At 45.2% G+C, this 17807-nt stretch carries 15 protein-coding genes; 6 read left to right on the forward strand and 9 right to left on the reverse strand.

Translation table 11 applies throughout. The annotated features are described in order from the left end of the window. Positions 1-193 precede the first annotated feature (193 nt). The 6 genes from ABD036_RS06620 to ABD036_RS06645 all read right to left on the reverse strand — a co-directional run bounded on the left by ABD036_RS06620 (position 194) and on the right by ABD036_RS06645 (position 9975). Positions 194-1891, reverse strand: coding sequence for a Mur ligase family protein (locus tag ABD036_RS06620; RefSeq protein ID WP_343857801.1), 1698 nt, complete (start codon positions 1889-1891; stop codon positions 194-196). Continuing rightward, on the reverse strand, positions 1891-4707 hold the full coding sequence (cphA, locus tag ABD036_RS06625; RefSeq protein WP_343857804.1) for a cyanophycin synthetase: 2817 nt from the start codon (positions 4705-4707) through the stop codon (positions 1891-1893). The genes ABD036_RS06620 and cphA overlap by 1 nt, the downstream gene beginning before the upstream one ends. A 214-nt stretch (positions 4708-4921) precedes the next feature. Next, on the reverse strand, positions 4922-5737 hold the full coding sequence (locus ABD036_RS06630; protein WP_343857806.1) for a cyanophycinase: 816 nt from the start codon (positions 5735-5737) through the stop codon (positions 4922-4924). Between the two features lie 2 nt (positions 5738-5739). Beyond that, the gene (gene iadA / locus ABD036_RS06635) at positions 5740-6912 is read right to left on the reverse strand and encodes a beta-aspartyl-peptidase (RefSeq protein ID WP_343857808.1); all 1173 of its coding nucleotides are present in this window, start codon (positions 6910-6912) and stop codon (positions 5740-5742) included. A 166-nt stretch (positions 6913-7078) separates the two neighbouring features. Further along, positions 7079-8272, reverse strand: a complete 1194-nt coding sequence (locus ABD036_RS06640; protein WP_343857810.1) for a hypothetical protein — start codon at positions 8270-8272, stop codon at positions 7079-7081. Positions 8273-8643: 371 nt separating this feature from the next. Further along, positions 8644-9975, reverse strand: coding sequence for a DASH family cryptochrome (locus tag ABD036_RS06645; protein WP_343857812.1), 1332 nt, complete (start codon positions 9973-9975; stop codon positions 8644-8646). 187 nt (positions 9976-10162) lie between these two features. On the opposite strand from ABD036_RS06645, the gene ABD036_RS06650 reads away from it, so the two are divergent. After that, complete coding sequence (locus ABD036_RS06650) at positions 10163-10789, forward strand: hypothetical protein (protein ID WP_343857815.1); 627 nt, start codon at positions 10163-10165, stop codon at positions 10787-10789. 33 nt (positions 10790-10822) lie between these two features. Here ABD036_RS06650 and ABD036_RS06655 read toward each other — a convergent pair whose 3' ends face one another. The 3 genes from ABD036_RS06655 to ABD036_RS06665 all read right to left on the reverse strand — a co-directional run bounded on the left by ABD036_RS06655 (position 10823) and on the right by ABD036_RS06665 (position 13172). Further along, positions 10823-11263, reverse strand: a complete 441-nt coding sequence (locus tag ABD036_RS06655; protein WP_343857818.1) for a VOC family protein — start codon at positions 11261-11263, stop codon at positions 10823-10825. Positions 11264-11323: 60 nt separating this feature from the next. Next, complete coding sequence (locus ABD036_RS06660) at positions 11324-11617, reverse strand: DUF6482 family protein (RefSeq protein WP_343857821.1); 294 nt, start codon at positions 11615-11617, stop codon at positions 11324-11326. A 304-nt stretch (positions 11618-11921) separates the two neighbouring features. Then, complete coding sequence (locus ABD036_RS06665) at positions 11922-13172, reverse strand: sterol desaturase family protein (RefSeq protein WP_343857824.1); 1251 nt, start codon at positions 13170-13172, stop codon at positions 11922-11924. Positions 13173-13544: 372 nt separating this feature from the next. Here ABD036_RS06665 and ABD036_RS06670 point away from each other — a divergent pair, with 372 nt between their 5' ends. The 5 genes from ABD036_RS06670 to ABD036_RS06690 all read left to right on the forward strand — a co-directional run bounded on the left by ABD036_RS06670 (position 13545) and on the right by ABD036_RS06690 (position 17807). Further along, positions 13545-14387, forward strand: coding sequence for a DUF3014 domain-containing protein (locus ABD036_RS06670; RefSeq protein ID WP_343857827.1), 843 nt, complete (start codon positions 13545-13547; stop codon positions 14385-14387). A gap of 12 nt (positions 14388-14399) precedes the next feature. Next, positions 14400-14936 carry a DUF1285 domain-containing protein gene (locus ABD036_RS06675; protein WP_343857829.1) on the forward strand — a complete coding sequence of 179 codons (537 nt, stop codon included), beginning with the start codon at positions 14400-14402 and terminating at the stop codon, positions 14934-14936. A gap of 163 nt (positions 14937-15099) precedes the next feature. Next, a complete protein-coding gene (locus tag ABD036_RS06680) occupies positions 15100-16413 on the forward strand; it encodes a metal-dependent hydrolase family protein (RefSeq protein ID WP_343857832.1) in 1314 nt (437 codons plus the stop codon). A gap of 11 nt (positions 16414-16424) precedes the next feature. Then, on the forward strand, positions 16425-16994 hold the full coding sequence (locus ABD036_RS06685; RefSeq protein WP_343857835.1) for a YqaA family protein: 570 nt from the start codon (positions 16425-16427) through the stop codon (positions 16992-16994). A gap of 42 nt (positions 16995-17036) precedes the next feature. Further along, positions 17037-17807, forward strand: coding sequence for a class I SAM-dependent methyltransferase (locus tag ABD036_RS06690; protein ID WP_425542549.1), 771 nt, complete (start codon positions 17037-17039; stop codon positions 17805-17807).

Raw genomic sequence — 17807 nt, forward strand, 5'->3', positions numbered from 1 at the left:
CAACTTAAATTACATCAAGCTTGACCGCGTTACAAATAGACTTAAATTTTGAATCAAAATAAAAATAATGAGTTAATAAATGGAGTCGATGCTGAGGCGGTGAGTTAAATAATGAACTAAAAATGGGTTTTAGTTCATTATTTAAGTATTTGAGAAATCACCTGGACCAGATGATTTCTGCGGCATTAGACTTTTATTCTAGGCTGTCTGTATCACTAAATAGCTGATGCACTTTGTCTCTTTGATCCAAGGTAAACAACAAAATGACATCGCCGTCTTTTGCTATTTGCTTGGCCAGTTTCGCGCCCTTTACAGGAGAGTCCTGCGTGACAATTTTTTCACTTTCAATACCCGCCGCAATCAACGCCTGAGTCGCAATCTCTACTAACTCAAAGGGTTTGCGTCCGCGCAGGTACTTTTCAATTTCAGCCACCAGATACATATCAGCATTAAGATCAGCAACGGCCTGAGTGAGGTTTCGAATTTCTGAGTCACTGCGATCCCCAGCATTGCTAAACATCACAATGTAACGTTTCGCTGGCATCTGTTTAGCAGTGTTGATCATCGCTGCAACGCTGTGCGCATTGTGCGCAAAATCGACCATCACAGTTGCGCCATGATAGTGATATAAGTTACCTCGACCGGGATTGTCCTGCGCATCACTACCAAAAGAATGTAATCCCGAACGGATTGCCGTCAATGGCAACTTCAACGCCATACACAAACCAACCACCCCCAATGCATTTTGCACATTATGATGGGCAGCTCCGGCAATGGTCATAGGAATATCCTTAATCGCTGTGGCAGTGGTTTTTTGTCCTATGTTATCAACGTAGATCACCTTGCCATTGTCTGCGTAAACGACGGGCTTTCCTTCACTAAGGTTTTTCATGATAAGAGGATTGCTTGCAGACTCGCTAAACCAGCAAATCTCACAGTTGACATACTTAGCCTGCTCTACCGTCCATGGATTGTCGGCATTCGTGACTAACACCCCCGTGTCAGCCAATCCCTTAGTCACTACAAATTTGACTTGGGCTAATTCAGCCACGGTATTAATACCGTATTGTCCTAAGTGGTCGCTGGCGACGTTAGTGATCAGCGCGGCATCGACTTTTTCTATTGGTAGGCCTCGTCGCAAAATGCCACCGCGAGCGACTTCTAAAAAGGCCATTTCCGTGCGCGAGTCACGCAGTAGCATTCGCGCACCGCCAGGGCCTGAGTAGTCACCCTCATCGATAATTTCATCACCGACTTTGATAAAGTCAGTTGATGTAACACCGGCACAGAAATTGGCGGCTTTGGCGATTTCACTGGCTAACCTAACACTGGTGGACTTGCCATTGGTACCGGTAATAAACGCCCGTGGAATATCGCTATATCTGCTCCAGTCTAATTGCTGCGGATCGGGTAAAGCACGAATTGGCCAAATCTCAGCGCTGGCCCCCATCCCCAAACTAAACTCATCATCATCACTGATCGCGCTCACCCCTTTTTGCTTGGCTAAGCCTAATAAGGTGATCAATCTTGGATTGAGTTCGTCATTGAGTTCAATGCGCAGTTCATCTAGCCGGTTACGCCAATCGGGTAATGGCTGTTGGTCAAACTCAGCAACACAGCAATCCCATGCAAGCTCAGCTAAATCACACGCCACATATAATGCATCCATGGGCGCACTCAACGCCATGCTGGCACCGCCAGAGTAGAGTCGGTAGGTGTGAGTTTGTTGCCAACCAAACGCAAGCAACAGTTTATCCATCCACTGTTGCCACGTTTGGATCACCGCCAATTTGTCGGTACCACTGATGAAAACGTCTAGAATGGCACCAGGCTCATCCCACAGCAAGTTAGGTCCGGTGAGTCGGCGAACCTCGTCAAGTTCAAGGCGCATTAGTCAGAGTCTTCATCACGTTCTACAACCAATCGGACACCTCGCTCGTCATGGACGAGAGATTGCCCGTCTTGCAATTCAAACACATGCTCTACTGGTTCAAACAGTTTCTCAGGGAAGTCTTGCGAAGGAGTCTCGGTTATTGGCTCCGCTTTTCCATCACTTTGGAAATGCACTATTTGCTTCCAGCAGCGCGTAATATTGTCGCCTAGAATAATGAGCAGATCTCCTTTATCACTGTCTTGTAAGGCTTTTTCAATGGCGTCGTATTCTGACGGAATAACCTGAATGGCTGACTCGGCGATGCCATTTTGCATAAAGGTTTTCTTGAGCAATTGCGGTATTTCATCGTGCCCGCGTCCACGGCGGTCGTCATCAGCTTTACAGATAATTTCATCGAACCCTTTAGCCGTAATCGTGGCCGCTTCAATCACATCTTCGTCACGTCTGTCTCCAGGCATGGCAACCACTAACCTGCGCTTGCCTGATACGTCTAAACGCATTGCAAGATCGGTAATGGTCTTCATTGCCGCTGGGTTGTGCGCGTAATCGAGGATCACTTTAAAAGGATGTTCATCATAGATATTCAAGCGACCTGGTGCCTGGTAGAAAGACGTGTTGAAGGTGCGTAACCCTTGCCTTATACGCTCCAATGACGTATCAAAACTATACGCCATGGCGGCCGCGAACATGGCGTTTTGCACATTGTGCGTCGCTTTTCCTTCGATGGTCGCTGGGATCAAATGAGTCCACAGCAGTGGAATATGCGAGCCCTTATCGTAAATAGTGATCATGTCACCGTTGATACCTTTTTCCAGTACCACCGCCAAACCACCACTACGGATATGCTCTCTGACTAGGCCATGTCCTGGATCTGTGGTGACATAACAAATTCGCTTAGCGTCACAAAAATCTGCCATTTCTAAACAGTAGCGGTCATCCGCGTTTAGCACGACACAGTCTTTGGCGACTTCAACTACAACCCGTTTAATTTGAGCGAGTTGTTCGAGCGTATCAATGCCGCGCTGACCTAAGTGATCGGCACTGATATTCAAACAGGCACCGACATTACAATCGGTATAGCCCAAACCGCGCTTCAAAATGCCGCCTCGCGCTGTTTCCATGATCGCAAAGTCAACATTCGGATCTCGAAGCACAATTTGCGCTGAGGTAGGGCCGGTCATATCGCCTTTGACGGTTAGATCGCCGTCGATGTAAACCCCATCGGTGGAAGTCATACCGGTTGTGAACCCGGCGGACTTCATGATACTGGCTAACATTCTAGAAGTAGTCGTCTTGCCGTTGGTGCCAGTAATAGCGGCAATGGGGATGCGTGACTGCTCCGTTGGAGGAAACAACATGTCGATGACTTTGCCAGCCACATCTCTTGGCGTACCTTCACTTGGAGCAACGTGCATACGAAACCCCGGCGCGGCATTACACTCACAAATTCCGCCACCAATGTCCTTATAGGATTTGCTGATATCGTCCGTTAAAAAATCCACTCCACCGATATCCAAGCCTATGGCTTTTATTGCTCTTACTGCCATATCACGGTTATCTGGATGCACACTGTCGGTGACGTCTATGGCTGTGCCACCGGTAGATAAGTTGGCTGTCGAGCGAAGGAAAAATTGTTGCCCTTCCTCAAGTACACTGTTTGCATCGTAGCCTGCTTCTGACATTAATCGCATTGCTTGGCTATCGAGTTCTAATCTGGTCAGGACTTTTTCGTGCCCTATACCTCGACGAGGATCTTGATTGACAATATCAATCAGCTCAGCGATGGTGTGTTTTCCATCGCCAATAACATGACCAGGCACTCGTTTGGCCACGGCCACGAGCTCGTCATTCACCACCAGCATACGATGATCAAAGCCAGTCAAATAACTTTCCACCAGCACAGCGCGACTGGTACCCACTTGCTGAGCATCATTAAATGCCGTGATAACTTGTTGGTCATCGGTAAGGTTGATACTGACGCCGCGACCATGATTAGCATTGAGAGGCTTGATCACGACCGGGTAACCAATTCGACGAGCCGCTCTAACGGCTTGCTGGTCAGAATAAACCATGAGCTGTTGAGGTACGGGCAACCCCAAATCATTGAGTAAATTATGGGTGTCTTCTTTATCGCAGGATATTTCCACCGCAATATGTTTAGTTTCGCTGGTGATAGTGGCTTGAATACGTTTTTGGTATTTGCCGTGACCAAATTGCACCAAGCTGTAATTATTCAGTCTAAGCCAAGGAATACCGCGCTCTTCTGCGGCCTTAACCAAACTGCCGGTACTAGGCCCAAATTCTTTCTTTTGCGCCATGCGCACGAATGATTGCAGTTCATCGGTGAAATTAAAATGTTCGTCAATCTCAGCATGTATCGATTTTTGCACATGCTCGGGAAGAAGATGCATGAGTAATCGCATGCCCAGCGCGCCAGCTTCCAAGCCAACATCTTGTTGCTTATATTGATAAACCACATTGTAACAACCTGGTTGTTCAAGGCTTCGGGTGCGGCCAAATCCTACAGGAGAGCCAGCCAAGTTTTGCAATTCCAGTGCAACATGCTCCCAGATATGTCCCATCCAAGTGCCTTCGTCCTCTTTCAAACGTCTTATCAAGCCGCCCTCTTCTTGGTAAGAGCAACCATGGCTTTGAAGCGTTGGGATCGCGCTGATCAATCCGTTAATAAATTCGTCACCTAATTTGACTGAAGGCCAATGCTCTAACTCGCCTAAGTCAATTTCGTAGCGTATTACTGGAAAATTAGCGTAAATGTTAGGACCAACATAAACGTTTCTGCTGAGGATCTTCATATAATTGTGGTTCCCTTGCATATGCTTATATCTTGCTTGCCAAGAATTCAGAATTGATTATGGACTGCCCTTGGAAAACAGACAAATTTTGGAAAAGAAATGGGGTAGTGAAATCGCGAATGAAAGGCAAACTACCCTAGCTTTAAAATGAGATTATAGAAAAACAGTGGCATAAGCCACTGTTTTTAAAAAAGCTTGAGTGAAAAATAATGGCCTAAGCAAATGCTTGACGATTACCAATATTGTATCTGCTTCCAGCCGCCAAAATATGAACTTTCAAATTCAATAACGTCAGTGCATCTCCACGTCGGGCTTCTGCCATCGATGAATATTCGATGTCAGAAGGGTCGACGACTGTGATTGCGCCACTCCCCACTACGGTAAACTCATTGTTTTCATCAATAAATGCGGCGGTATCTTCATCCAAGCCTATACCGATTAAAAACGGATTGTAAGACACGGCACTCAGCAATCGAGATAGACGATTACGTTGATTGAAATGTTGATCAATGACAACGGTGTTAATTAAGCCCATTCCTGGCGCTAAGTTCACGCCATCTTCGGTAGGCACAATACCGGTGCTGCCGCCGGTGATCATATGCTGTGAAACAATAGCCGCACCAGCTGAAGTACCTGCTACGTGCACGCCTCGGGCATTTATCTGACGGATGGTTTTGGCAATCGGTGTACCACCAAGTATGGTGGAAAGACGCAATTGGTTACCACCCGTGATAAACACCGCGGTACAATTTTCTAAACAATCGACATAAGCTTGATTTTGCGCATCACTACGCTCGGTAATTGGTAAAGAGACGGTTTTACCCGCGCCTAGATCATTGAATAAGGTTTGGTAGCGATCACCGGTATCTTCCAACTGCGATGCAGTTGGAATGACACAAATATAAGCATCTTTGCCACCGGCCAATTCAACGAATTTTTGTAAAATTTCAGGGTTATCTATCTTTTCCTCGGCACCGCCGATGGGGATCACATAACCTCTTTGCTGTCCTTCAATATTGGGAGACGGCATATTCAATCCTCAAACGTCCCTTTTTTAACTAGGGATTTATCAAACACGTGCCACACACCTTTTGCCATAACATGACTGATGCGTTGCGAATCATCTAGTATAACAAGATCTGCGTCAAAGCCGTCCTGTATCTGGCCCTTTTTATGAAAATTCATCAAGGTCGCGACATTTTGAGTGAAAAAGGGTAAACAATCTTGTAACGCCACGCCTTCGCCTAAAATTTGATAGAACACATCGGTCATGGCACTGGAGTTAGCAAAGTCCATTTTGGTCAAGTGGCCTTGTTGATCAAAACACGGCAAACACCCACCACCGTCTGAGCTGATGGTCAGCTTGTCTTGGGCAAAATCACTGCGCATATAACGCATTAAAGCATCGGCGGGCTCATAACCGACATCACCGGTTTCAAAAGCGGTGACATCCACCCAACAGCCCTGCTGGGTTAATTGGCAGGCTTCTTCAAACAAGGCTTTGCGTCGATTAATATGGGTTGGATTAAAGGTGCGGGCTGGGATTTCTGAGCCTTCTAGCGCTTCACGCACTAAGCTTAAGCCACGTTCACCGTCACCTAAATGCAAATGCACAACGCCCGCTTTACCAGTCATTAATCTTGCAACATGAGCTTCAGAGGCAACCTTGAGCAATTCGTTTAACGTTGGCTGACTGGAACGATGGTCACTGATCGCCAGCTCGCCAACTGCCACAATAGGTTCAATAAATACGATGTCCGTCTTTACTGACCCCGTTAAGGTAGTGGCTGGCAGGTGATAACCACCGGTGTAACAGTAGGCCGAAAGCCCCTCTTCTCGCAATGCATAGACCTGAGCTACCAATGATTCTGTACTACGAGTGGTATCATCAGTGCCAAGTAAACCCACCGCGGTTGTCACACCAGCACGAGTGAACTGGCTTAAGCCTACCGGTGGAACACGCGTTGAAAAGCCAGCTTCGCCACCACCACCGGTGATGTGAGTATGCGCATCGATAAAACCGGGGATCAAGGTGGCACCCTGTAAATCGAGAGTTTGAAGATTTAAAACATTAGGTAGACTCGGGCATTGATCAAACAATTGGATGATTTTACCCGCTGCCAGCAATATGTGTTTTATTCCCAACGCTTGAGGGGCATACACATTGGCATTTTTAAGCAGGATCATAGAGCATGAATTTGTCACTGTGGGTCCATTGAATAGGCCAATTTACTGCGAGATCCTAATCGAAGCGTGGCCGTTAAGCAAAATAATAACTGAGATAAACCATGGGGTGGTTTATCTCAAAAATAGACAAGGGCTACTCTTTTTAATAACGAGTACCCCAGATGTCAAAAGTTAACCTGGCCTATTACAAAATCTGCGTAAATTCATTTTTGCTGGTGCTGTACAGATAAAAATTTAACTTATCGTCCACCCCTTGAGTGCGCACAATCCAAAACTTGCCATCATTACTACGACTGTATACGTCGACTTTTTGGCCATTGAACATATCAACAATTTGCGCAAAGAAATCCGCTTCGACACTGTTACGTTCAATGATCGCATAGGGACTTTCGAGATCATTAGTCTTTACCGCATACACATTTGACTGATCAATAGTCAACACCAATTGTTCAGGCTCTAAATCACAATGGTCATAAATTTGGGTCTTTTGTTGCGTCATCAGGTTATATCGATACAAACATCCTGCCTGTGAAGCCGAGTTATCTAAGTACACCATTTCTGTGCGATCGGCGCTAAAGGCAACGGGCATAAAAGAGTCACCGTTACCAATATTCATTTTTTGCCAATCATCATTAACGTAACGATACATCTGGACCTGAGTACCAGGCTCACCACCAAATGCATACAGCAAATTATCGTCATTACCCGCTATATAAGTCGTGTTCGGCTCAGGTGAACGGGTGTAAGACGAACTCATTCTGCGCGTTTTAAGGTTGAGGCGATGAACAGAAGAATATAGCTTGCTGACCTGTGCCCCTCGCACTAAATCACGCTTTTGGCGATCTTCAAATAATTCGCTACCACCTGGCATCTCGGTAGACGAGATCAAAATTTCTTCGTCATCATTTGGCATCAAGGAAATCAATTTCGCCCAGCCGTAGATCGTTTCTTTCTTTTTGCGTCTGCTACCGACTTGCTCCTCGCCCGCACGCCAGCCGTAGATCAGCTCACCGTGTTTACCGTTATATTTGGCAGTGTAAAGTTCGCCATAAAATTTCGGGGTTTCATCCCACTCTTCACGATGCAAGATCTCCATCACTAATCGCTCGTCAGTACCCCAATGAAAATTTCCAACATCCTGCCAGCGCCCAAAGTTAACGCCTCCAACTGAATTTAACCCATCCGTTTCCACTACTACCAAGGAGCGACGTCCTTCGTTGACGATAGCCAAGGCGAGATACTTTCCGTTGGGAGATAACTTGGCATCTCCTTGATCGAATCGATATCCATCCACTGACGTTAGATAACCGGCAGCATAGCTAGGTGCAAAAAGTAATGTTAGAGCTGCAGCACAAATAAGTGATTTTAAAGCGCGCATTGTCGTGTTCCTTGTTGTTTTCAGTCCATCGAGCTAACGAATACCTTTCGTTAGGTTTTACTGGGACATAACTGATTAAGTGTTGATTAGACTATAGTGGCAGTAGGGTTGAATTGCGTGTTTGAAAATGTTTCAAGATATAGATGGGCTCAAAATTAGATGTTATTGTCCCAATATTGCAACCTTCGCCACAGGTCAACCGCTTGAAAACAGTACCCTGTAGCGCCAAGCTGTTAATTGTAACAATGACACATTTTATTACGTATTAAACAGGTTTTATATATGAAAGTGGTAAGTTAGTCGCACCTAAACAGAGTAGCAAAAATGGATAACATGTTTGCGCGGAGCACATCGACAATGCATGTTCCTATCTAGTGTCTGAATATAGGCCAATCGGAAGGGTCAACGTCATCCAGTTGTTTTGAGGACACCTCACCTGACCAGCGGCTAACAAAATGACCATCGGGATCATAAGTACGCGCTTGTTTTTCTAGATCGAAACGTCGATGACCACGGGGGTCTGCGCCCACACCTGCCAAATATTGCCAATTACCGTAATTGGACGCGACGTCAAAGTCGATCAGTTGTTGTTCGAAGTATGCCGCGCCGTAACGCCAGTCCATTTCCAACTCATGAACCAAACAACTTGCAACTAATTGTCGTCCTCGGTTCGACATATAACCGGTTTGGTTAAGTTGTTTCATACAAGCATTAACGATGGGATATGGGGTATTACCCGCACACCATTTAGCAAAACGTTGTGGCCAAAAACTGGTCAGGGGCTTTTTGGATTTTACGCCTTGAATGCGAAACAGTTTGTGTTGATGCTTTAACGCGTACCAATAAAAATATTCTCGCCACAACAACTCAAAGACCAACCAGTAGGTAGATTCGTTACTGGTCCTTTGTGCCTCGTAACGTTTTATCTGAGCGTATACTTGCCTAACAGACAGACTGCCATTGGCTAGCCACGCGGATAACTTGCTAGAAAAGTCCCATCCATCTAAGCCATTACGGGTGTGTTTGTAATTTTGAATTAAGTCACTTTCAAACAAATAGTAAGCGAGTTGCTGTTTAGCGGCTGTCGCTCCACCTTGAGCAAAATCGCAATGACTGGTGCTCGTTGGCAGTTGCGCAGCCCAACTTGGCATAACGTGTTCGCCACAAGTAGGCAGGTATTCGATCGCTTTACTCGGGTGATCGACCTTGATGCTCTCAACCTGTTTACGAAAAGGCGTAAATGAATCAGGAAGTTGGTCTGAAGCAAAAGGCAATTGTGAGGAATCGAACAAACAATGGCCCGGCCGCTCGATGTAAATTACCCCTGCGAAGCGCCGCTTTAATCTTTGCCATTGTTGACGCTCATAGACACCGCTATGACTGTTGGTAGATAAAACGCTTGCGCCAGATTCACTGATCAATTTGCTTAATTGCTCTACCGGCTCACCATAGACCACATGCAAGCCGTTACCTACTTGCTTAAGTTGTTGATCTAAGTCCTTTAAGCTTTGCAACAAAAACGCCCAACGATGCTGTCCCATGTGAGCGGATTGATAATGACCTGATTTAAACCAGCGGGGATCAACCACATAGACGCACAGCAAATGACTGACTTTGCCGGCAATCTCACGCAGTGCCAAATTATCATCTAGGCGTAAATCGTGGTTAAACCAATGTATGCCCAGCGGAGTGTGTGTATGCATGCTAAAAGTGTATGTGATTTTTGACCAATTGGATCACTAAATCGGTAATCCTTGCTACGCTTAATATATCGTCTTGAATTACTGCGATTTGACTTAATTTTACCGTTAAATTGCGATCTTTTTTTGCGCTATTCACATATATAAGAAACTGCCAATAACTGCGTTGCTAACGAATGAGGTTTTGAATATGCAATTTCCCAATGATATCGATACCCTGTGGGAAATGTGGGAACAGACCGTGCTCAACTCAGGATTGAATTGCGAGCAAGCAGAAATGTTAGGTCAACAGATCGAAAAGCTGGAAGAGCAAAACAATCCAGCCGAAAAGCACCATGATGAGCCACAAGTTGATGCCCTTACCAAAGCACATCGCATCTTCGATCAGCTTTGCTCAAAAAAGGCCAAGTCGCTTCATAACCACTCACAACCGGGTAATCGTGTAATAAAAACCAAGTATGGAGCCATATACGAAAATGCGATTGCAGTAAGGGGAATGGAACGGTTGCTTAATCACGCTGGAAATGGCCACCAAACAATTCAGCTTAGTGACGGCTTCTATCATGTCAATCATTTGCCTGGCGTACAGCCTACGGCATCTGAACAAGTCAATGCGAGAAATAAAAACGTCGAAAAAGTTGACGCACAGATCGTCGAACAATTCATCAGTGCCTGTAAAGCCACAGGCATGGGCAAGCGGGGTTGGAAAAAAACCGTTAACGAGCAATTCGACATGAGTCGGCAAGAATTTACCAAATGGTTGCTGCGCTATTTTCCGCTTTTCGGACTAGCCGTACCCATAGATAAAAAGTCCTGACCGACGATTGTTAACTAAGGGGTTATTGCCACTCTACCATTGGCCACTGTTTGGCATCGACGCCCACGGCTCTTGTGGATCTTTGGCCTGACCTTTTTGTAATAGTTCGATCGAGATATTATCCGGTGAGCGCACAAAAGCCATATGTCCATCGCGAGGGGGCCGATTGATAGTCACGCCAGCATCACTTAGCTTTTGACAAAGGGCGTAGATGTCATCCACGCTAAAGGCTAAGTGGCCAAAGTTACGTCCTCCATCATACTCTTCAGGATCCCAATTATACGTGAGCTCAATTAATGGCGCAGAGTCGCTTTTGGCGCGCTCTTCATCATCAGGTGCCGCAAGATAAACCAGAGTAAAACGACCTTTTTCATAGTCAGTTCGTTTGGTTTGGATCAAGCCAAGTTGATCACAATAAAATGCCAGCGAAGCATCTAGATCAGAAACACGCACCATAGTGTGTAGATATTGCATAATTTAAAAATCACCGTGTTATTTATTGTTCAGGTTAGACCTATCCGTAGCTCATTGAGACTATGTCATGGAAAAAGGCAGGGTCATTGATGTACTTGATTTAGGCGGATTACCTATCATTTCATCATAGGGCGACTCATGTACCATCCATGCCTTGACCACATGCACACTTTTGAATTCATCGCGTATCTGCTCAGCGCTATGGAAACGTTTTAAGGCTTTATTTTGATACAACATGCCGCTCGAACCATCAATCTTTAGTTTAACCAGATACAGATTCATTTCAAACGATTGAACTTCCAGCTCTTCGATGATTATCTTGCCGTTGATCACGTTGTCATAGTCAAACTTCATGTCGCTCCCCTCGTTCATTGAGTATAGAACGTCGCAATAAGGAGAATAGTTCAGTTTACTGAAGGTGTATCTATATTAACCTGAGCTGAAGGATAAGATGTGTCGAGAAAATTAAGATTACCCATGTATTTCAATGTGTTAGTAAGGACAAATAAAAACAAATCTTTATAAACACGCTTCAATGATGCAATTTTTGCGATTTTCAAGGCGAGTTTTCGTACGTAATAGCTGGCCTATTGCTAGAAAACTCAACGCAGATAGGCGTAAAAAGGGCGTTATTGAAGGGCACTTATTAACCTACCGTTCAGGTTAACTTATGCAAGCTGTCTTGTTGGGACACTGATGATTGATCAACTTGTGGTTGACTGCGTTTCACCGCAACTAAAAGGCAGAGTGATAAAAGCGCGCCTACAAACAAAGTAGCCGACAACCACTGAGGCATATAAACGAGCAAACTCGCCAGCATTACTAGGCTATTTTTCAGCCACTCTATACGCATCGCGGCGCTGCGATTTTCCATCACCCAAGCGACATTAACACTGCTGGCGATCACATAGCTAGCGACTAATAATTGTGTGACTATCGCCATATTAGTGGCGTTCATCATTAAATACACACCGACAATGGCAGTCAGCACATATTGTACAATGACATACACTTTAGTGGCTTTTGTTAGCTCGGTGTCGAAGCGTGTAAATTGAGTTAAATCGACCGGTGTGATTGGATAGGCAGCACTGACATCTGCCGGTCGCCAACCGGTGCGCCCAAACCACACGCGCACTTTATCTGACCATTTTTTAGTGTGCACACTGTCTTTTATCAGCTGCGAATAGATTTGTAAATTGGCCCAAAAGGGGTTCCAACTATGCAGCGCCTTGCGCACGCCATAGATTGGCTTTTCATCCTCAAGTTCATCTTGAAAACTGCCAAACAGCCGATCCCAGATTATAAAAACCCCACCATAGTTTCGATCAAGATAGATTTGGTTTTGGGCGTGATGCACACGATGGTTGGACGGCGTAACCAAGATCCACTCCAACCAGCCTAGTTTGCCAATATGCTGCGTATGCACCCAGAACTGGTAGACTAAATTGAGCGCCCCAACGGTGAGTAACATGACCGGGTCAAACCCAAGCAACGCCATAGGCATGTAAAATATAAAGGTAAAAAAGCCGCCAGAAGTCTGCCGCAGCGCCGTAGTTAAGTTGTAATCTTCGCTGGAGTGATGAACCACATGGGATGCCCAAAATAAACTGACTTCATGACCAAAGCGGTGGTTCCAATAGTAAAAAAAGTCATACAACACAAACGCGATTATCCAAACCCAAAGCGTTTCAGGCAAAGTCATTAGCGCCGCATTTTCATATACCAAGATATACAATGTGAAGGGCACCAGACTTTTGAAAATACCTACCATGCGACTGAGCACACCGGCACTCAAACTGCTAATTGCATCATTGACTCGGTAATATTGGGTATTGCGTCGCTTTTCCATGAGCAGTTCAATACCGATCAATAGAAAGAACACGGGAATGGCATATAAGATGATTGTCATATCGGCAACGAGCACATTTTCAAGTTCACACCTCGACTATTATGCTCTGACCAATACAAACCGCAAGTGCAACGTAAAAAGACACTTGTTACTTAACCTGAACTCTGGATAAGATGTGTCAAGCAACTAAATATTACTTATATGTTTTAAAGTGTTGCTGATGACAAGTAAAAAAGAAAAATCAACGCAGATAAACGTAAATAGGGCATTATTGAAGGGCACTTATTATCCTTCTGTTCAGGTTAAATACAAATTCAAACCTGTAACTTAAGTTATGCTTGACTATGATTTAACCAAAGCTAAAAAAAATTCAACAATCTGCGCATCAGGTTGTCATACTATATCTGGGAACTGTTTTAGTAAGGAACCGAAATGACTGAAGAAACGCAAGCCAAATCGTTAACGCCACACATTATTATCACGGTTATTGTGGTCATCGTGGTGATTATTGCCTATTTTGGATTTTCAAAGGGTGACGAGCAAGAGCAAAGTAATTTACCAACTGCGGTTGAAGAAACCATTGCAGAGCCTATGCCAGAGTCCGAATTTGATTTAACCGATGAATATGCGACTGAAGATAATGCGCCTGTTATTGAAGAGCCGGTGATCATAGATATGCCAGAACCACAGCCTGTTCCTGAGCCGCTAGATACCAGTGATGCGACGATTAAGACATCGCTGTTAAATATCGCGAATTACGAAGCTGCCGCCAAACTGTTAGTCAACGATGATCTGCTAAGACGTTTTGTGGTGCTCACTCAAAACATCGCGAACAAATCGACTGCCAATAATCATCAAGTAGTGGTTGAGCCTGAGGAGGATTTTAAGGTCTACAATCAAGCAGGACAAACCTTTATTGACGCCGCCAGTTTCAAACGTTACACGCCCTATGTTGAAACACTTACATCAATGGAAACCGATGCGTTGGTATCGATGCTGGAAACCTACAAACCTGCGATGCAAGATATTTATGCAGAGATAGGTGATCCACAGGATGATTTCAAGTTTGTGATGATGGACGCTATCAACCACTTGCTCGATACTCCTGAAGTGCCCGTGCCTATTGAAGTCCACACTGACAGTGTGATGTTTAAATTCAAAGATGAACGTCTTGAGAATTTATCTTCACCGCAAAAACAGCTACTTCGTACTGGACCAGAAAATATGCGCCGTATTAAAGCTAAGCTGAGAGACATCAAACAAGCGATCCAATAAAACGCACGAGCGATGGACTTAAATCAGCTGCAGCAGCAACTCGCCGAGCAACAAGGCAAGATCCCACCAGTTGAAAAGTGGGATCCTGCGTTTTGTGGCGAAATAGACCTGGTCATTAAGCATGACGGCAGTTGGTTTTACATGGGTACGCCAATCGGTCGCAAAGCCATGGTCAAACTGTTTGCTAGCGTTATCCGCAAAGACGATGACCGCTATGTGTTGGTTACACCGGTTGAGAAAGTGGGTATTCAAGTAGAAGACGTGCCCTTTGTTATTACCCAATGGGAGCGGCGCGACTCGTTACTGGTATTTAGCACCCAAACTGATGATTCATTTGTGGTCGGTGATGAACATCCAGTTGAAATTCATCAAGACGCAAAAACCCAAGCTTGGCTTCCTTATGTGTTAGTTCGTCGCAATTTATGGGCGCGACTGCATCAAAATGTTTATTATCAATTAGTTGAGATTGCCAATCCAACTCATCAGGGCGATCAGCAACAATTAATGCTTAGTAGCGGAGATTACACATTCTCCTTAGGAAGTTACTAAAGCTATCATGATGCTATTAAAGTTTTCATAACTCTTCAGTAGGCACTATTAGGGCAGTAAACAAAACAGTCCGATTGATAAGATCCAATTGAATCGGAAGCTTTTGACCTACTCTTTGATTTCCCCTACTGTGGTTATATCGACACAAAACAAGAGAAAAAACATGTTGAGCCAGTCTAAGTCTTTATTAAAAATTTCTTTAGTTACCCTTTCAATTACCGCCTCCTTGTTAACTACCTCAGCTTATGCCGCGACCTATATTCATGCTGGTAAATTGATCACCGCGGACTCAGATAAGGTGAAAAACAAGGTCACCGTAGTGGTAGATGGCAACATTATTAAATCCATCGAGTCTGGCTTTGTCAGTGGCACACCAAACGACACTGTAATTGATTTATCAGAATATACCTTGATGCCCGGGCTGATGGACATGCACACCCATCTCACCTTTGAACAAAGTGGACCGGGAAGCTACTTACAACGCTTTACCCTTAACGAGGCCGATTACGCATTACAGTCAGTCGGTTTTGCCAAGAAAACCCTAATGGCAGGATTTACCACTGTGCGCAACTTAGGGGATAGTCACAATGAAACCGTTGCTCTGCGCAGAGCCATCGACCGCGGGTTAATCGAAGGGCCACGGGTTTTTACCGCAGCTAAATCGATAGCCACAACCGGCGGACATGCCGATCCTACCAATGGCCGAGCTAAATTAATTGAAACAGATCCAGGTCCCAAAGAAGGGGTGATCAATGGCGTTGCCGAGGCCCGAAAAGCAGTTCGACAACGTTATAAAGACGGTGCTGATTTAATAAAAATTACCGCCACCGGTGGGGTACTTTCCGTTGCTAAAAGCGGCCAGAATCCGCAATTTATGGATGACGAGCTCGAGGCCATAGTAGCGACCGCCAAAGACTACGGCATGACAGTGGCTGTGCATGCTCATGGCAAGGAAGGCATGCGACGCGCCATCGAAGCCGGAGTAGATTCGATCGAACACGGCACCTACATGGACAAAGACATTTTTGCGTTGATGAAGCAAAAAGGCACCTATTACGTACCCACTATAATGGCGGGCGCTTGGGTGGCAGAAAAAGCCAAGATCGACGGGTTTTTCCCTGATATTGTCAGACCCAAAGCCGCCAAAATTGGCCCCCTTATCCAACAGACTTTTGCCGCTGCATACAATGCCGGCGTTAAGATTGCGTTTGGCACTGATTCTGGCGTTTCCGCCCATGGCGATAATGGCTTGGAATTTGTGTTGATGGTGCAAGCAGGCATGAAGCCCATCGAAGCGATCCGCAGTGCCACCTACCACGGTGCAGCCTTGCTCAATCAGCTCGATCGTTTAGGCACAGTGGAAGCCGGGAAATTGGCCGATATGGTTGCCGTGAAAGGTGATCCGTTAACCAACATCAGTGAAATGCAAGATATCGATTTTGTTATGAAAGACGGCAAAGTCTATATACAAAAATAAGCCACTGAACAATGGGAAAATTAGCACATAAAACGCGCAAACTTATCGACTCTAAACACATGTTGTGGAGTGTGGCGTTTGCCTCTTTCTTGGAATCGACAATTGTGCCGATTCCGTTAGAAGCGGTATTGATCCCGTTGATGCAAGCAAAGCGCGATAAACTTTGGTCAATTGCCCTGATGGCTACTCTGGGCTGTATTGCCGGTGCATTGGTGGGCTACGGTATTGGCTACTTGCTGTTTGATCTCATTGGCGACACCTTAGTCAACTGGTTTTCCAATCCAGATCAAATGCAAACCGTTAGAGACAAGATAGCGCAGGACGGTTTTTGGTATGTGTTAACGATAGGCCTTATCCCTGTGCCGTTTCAGATTGCAATGCTGGCAGCCGGTGCGACAGGTTATTCAATCTGGCTATTTTTACTCGCCACATTGATTGCTCGTTCAATCCGTTATTTTGGCTTGGCGATCTTAGTTAAGGTTGCGGGTAATCAAGCCGAAAACTGGTTTAAAAAATATAAACTGCCCTTCATGATCGCGTTGACATTTTTTGTGGTCATTTTTTGGTGGTGGAAAGTATGAATAGCATCGATTTAATGGAAACACTCTAGGAGGATAGAAACCATGAAGTTACGCACAACAGCTTTATCACTGGTCGTCACCATGGCGCTTGGAATAAGCGCGCCTGCATTGGCAGATGGCCACGGTCACGACATTAAAGAGCAAGTGAAGGCATTACTTGACAGTGATTGGCGCACCGAAAGTGAAAAACAACGTGATAGAAATCGCAAACCGGCGCAAACACTTGAATTCTTTGGTTTGCGAGACGATATGCGTATCGCTGAACTCATCCCTGGCGGCGGCTGGTATACCAAGATATTAGCACCTTTAGTAGCCGAAAAAGGCCAATACTACGGTGCCATTGGTACTCGACGGATTAAAGAATCCTTGGTCGGAAAACCAGGCTTTGAAAAAATCCAAATTGTCGCAGAAGATGCCAAAATATGGCGTGAAGAAGGCGCTCGATTCAACTCCATGGAAATTGATTCACTGGGCGTCGACAATTTGGACATGGTGCTAACCTTCCGTAATTACCATAACTTTAACGCCGAAGGCCGTGCTGCGATGAATAACGTGGCATTTAAAGCGCTCAAATCCGGCGGCATTTACGCGGTGGTTGATCACACTGCACGCCATATGGAACCTGATAATGCGTCTAATGGACGACGTGTCGATCCAGTACTTGCCATCAAAGAGATTTTAGCGGCGGGCTTTGAGTTTGTTGATTACAGTGACTTACATTATCGTGAAGACGATGAGCTTGAGTACGAAGTAGGTGCTAAATCAGTCACCGGTAATACCGACCGCTGGACCTTAAAGTTTCGTAAACCCTAA

The organism is Aliiglaciecola litoralis (assembly GCF_039523355.1).
Lineage (GTDB): Bacteria > Pseudomonadota > Gammaproteobacteria > Enterobacterales > Alteromonadaceae > Aliiglaciecola > Aliiglaciecola litoralis.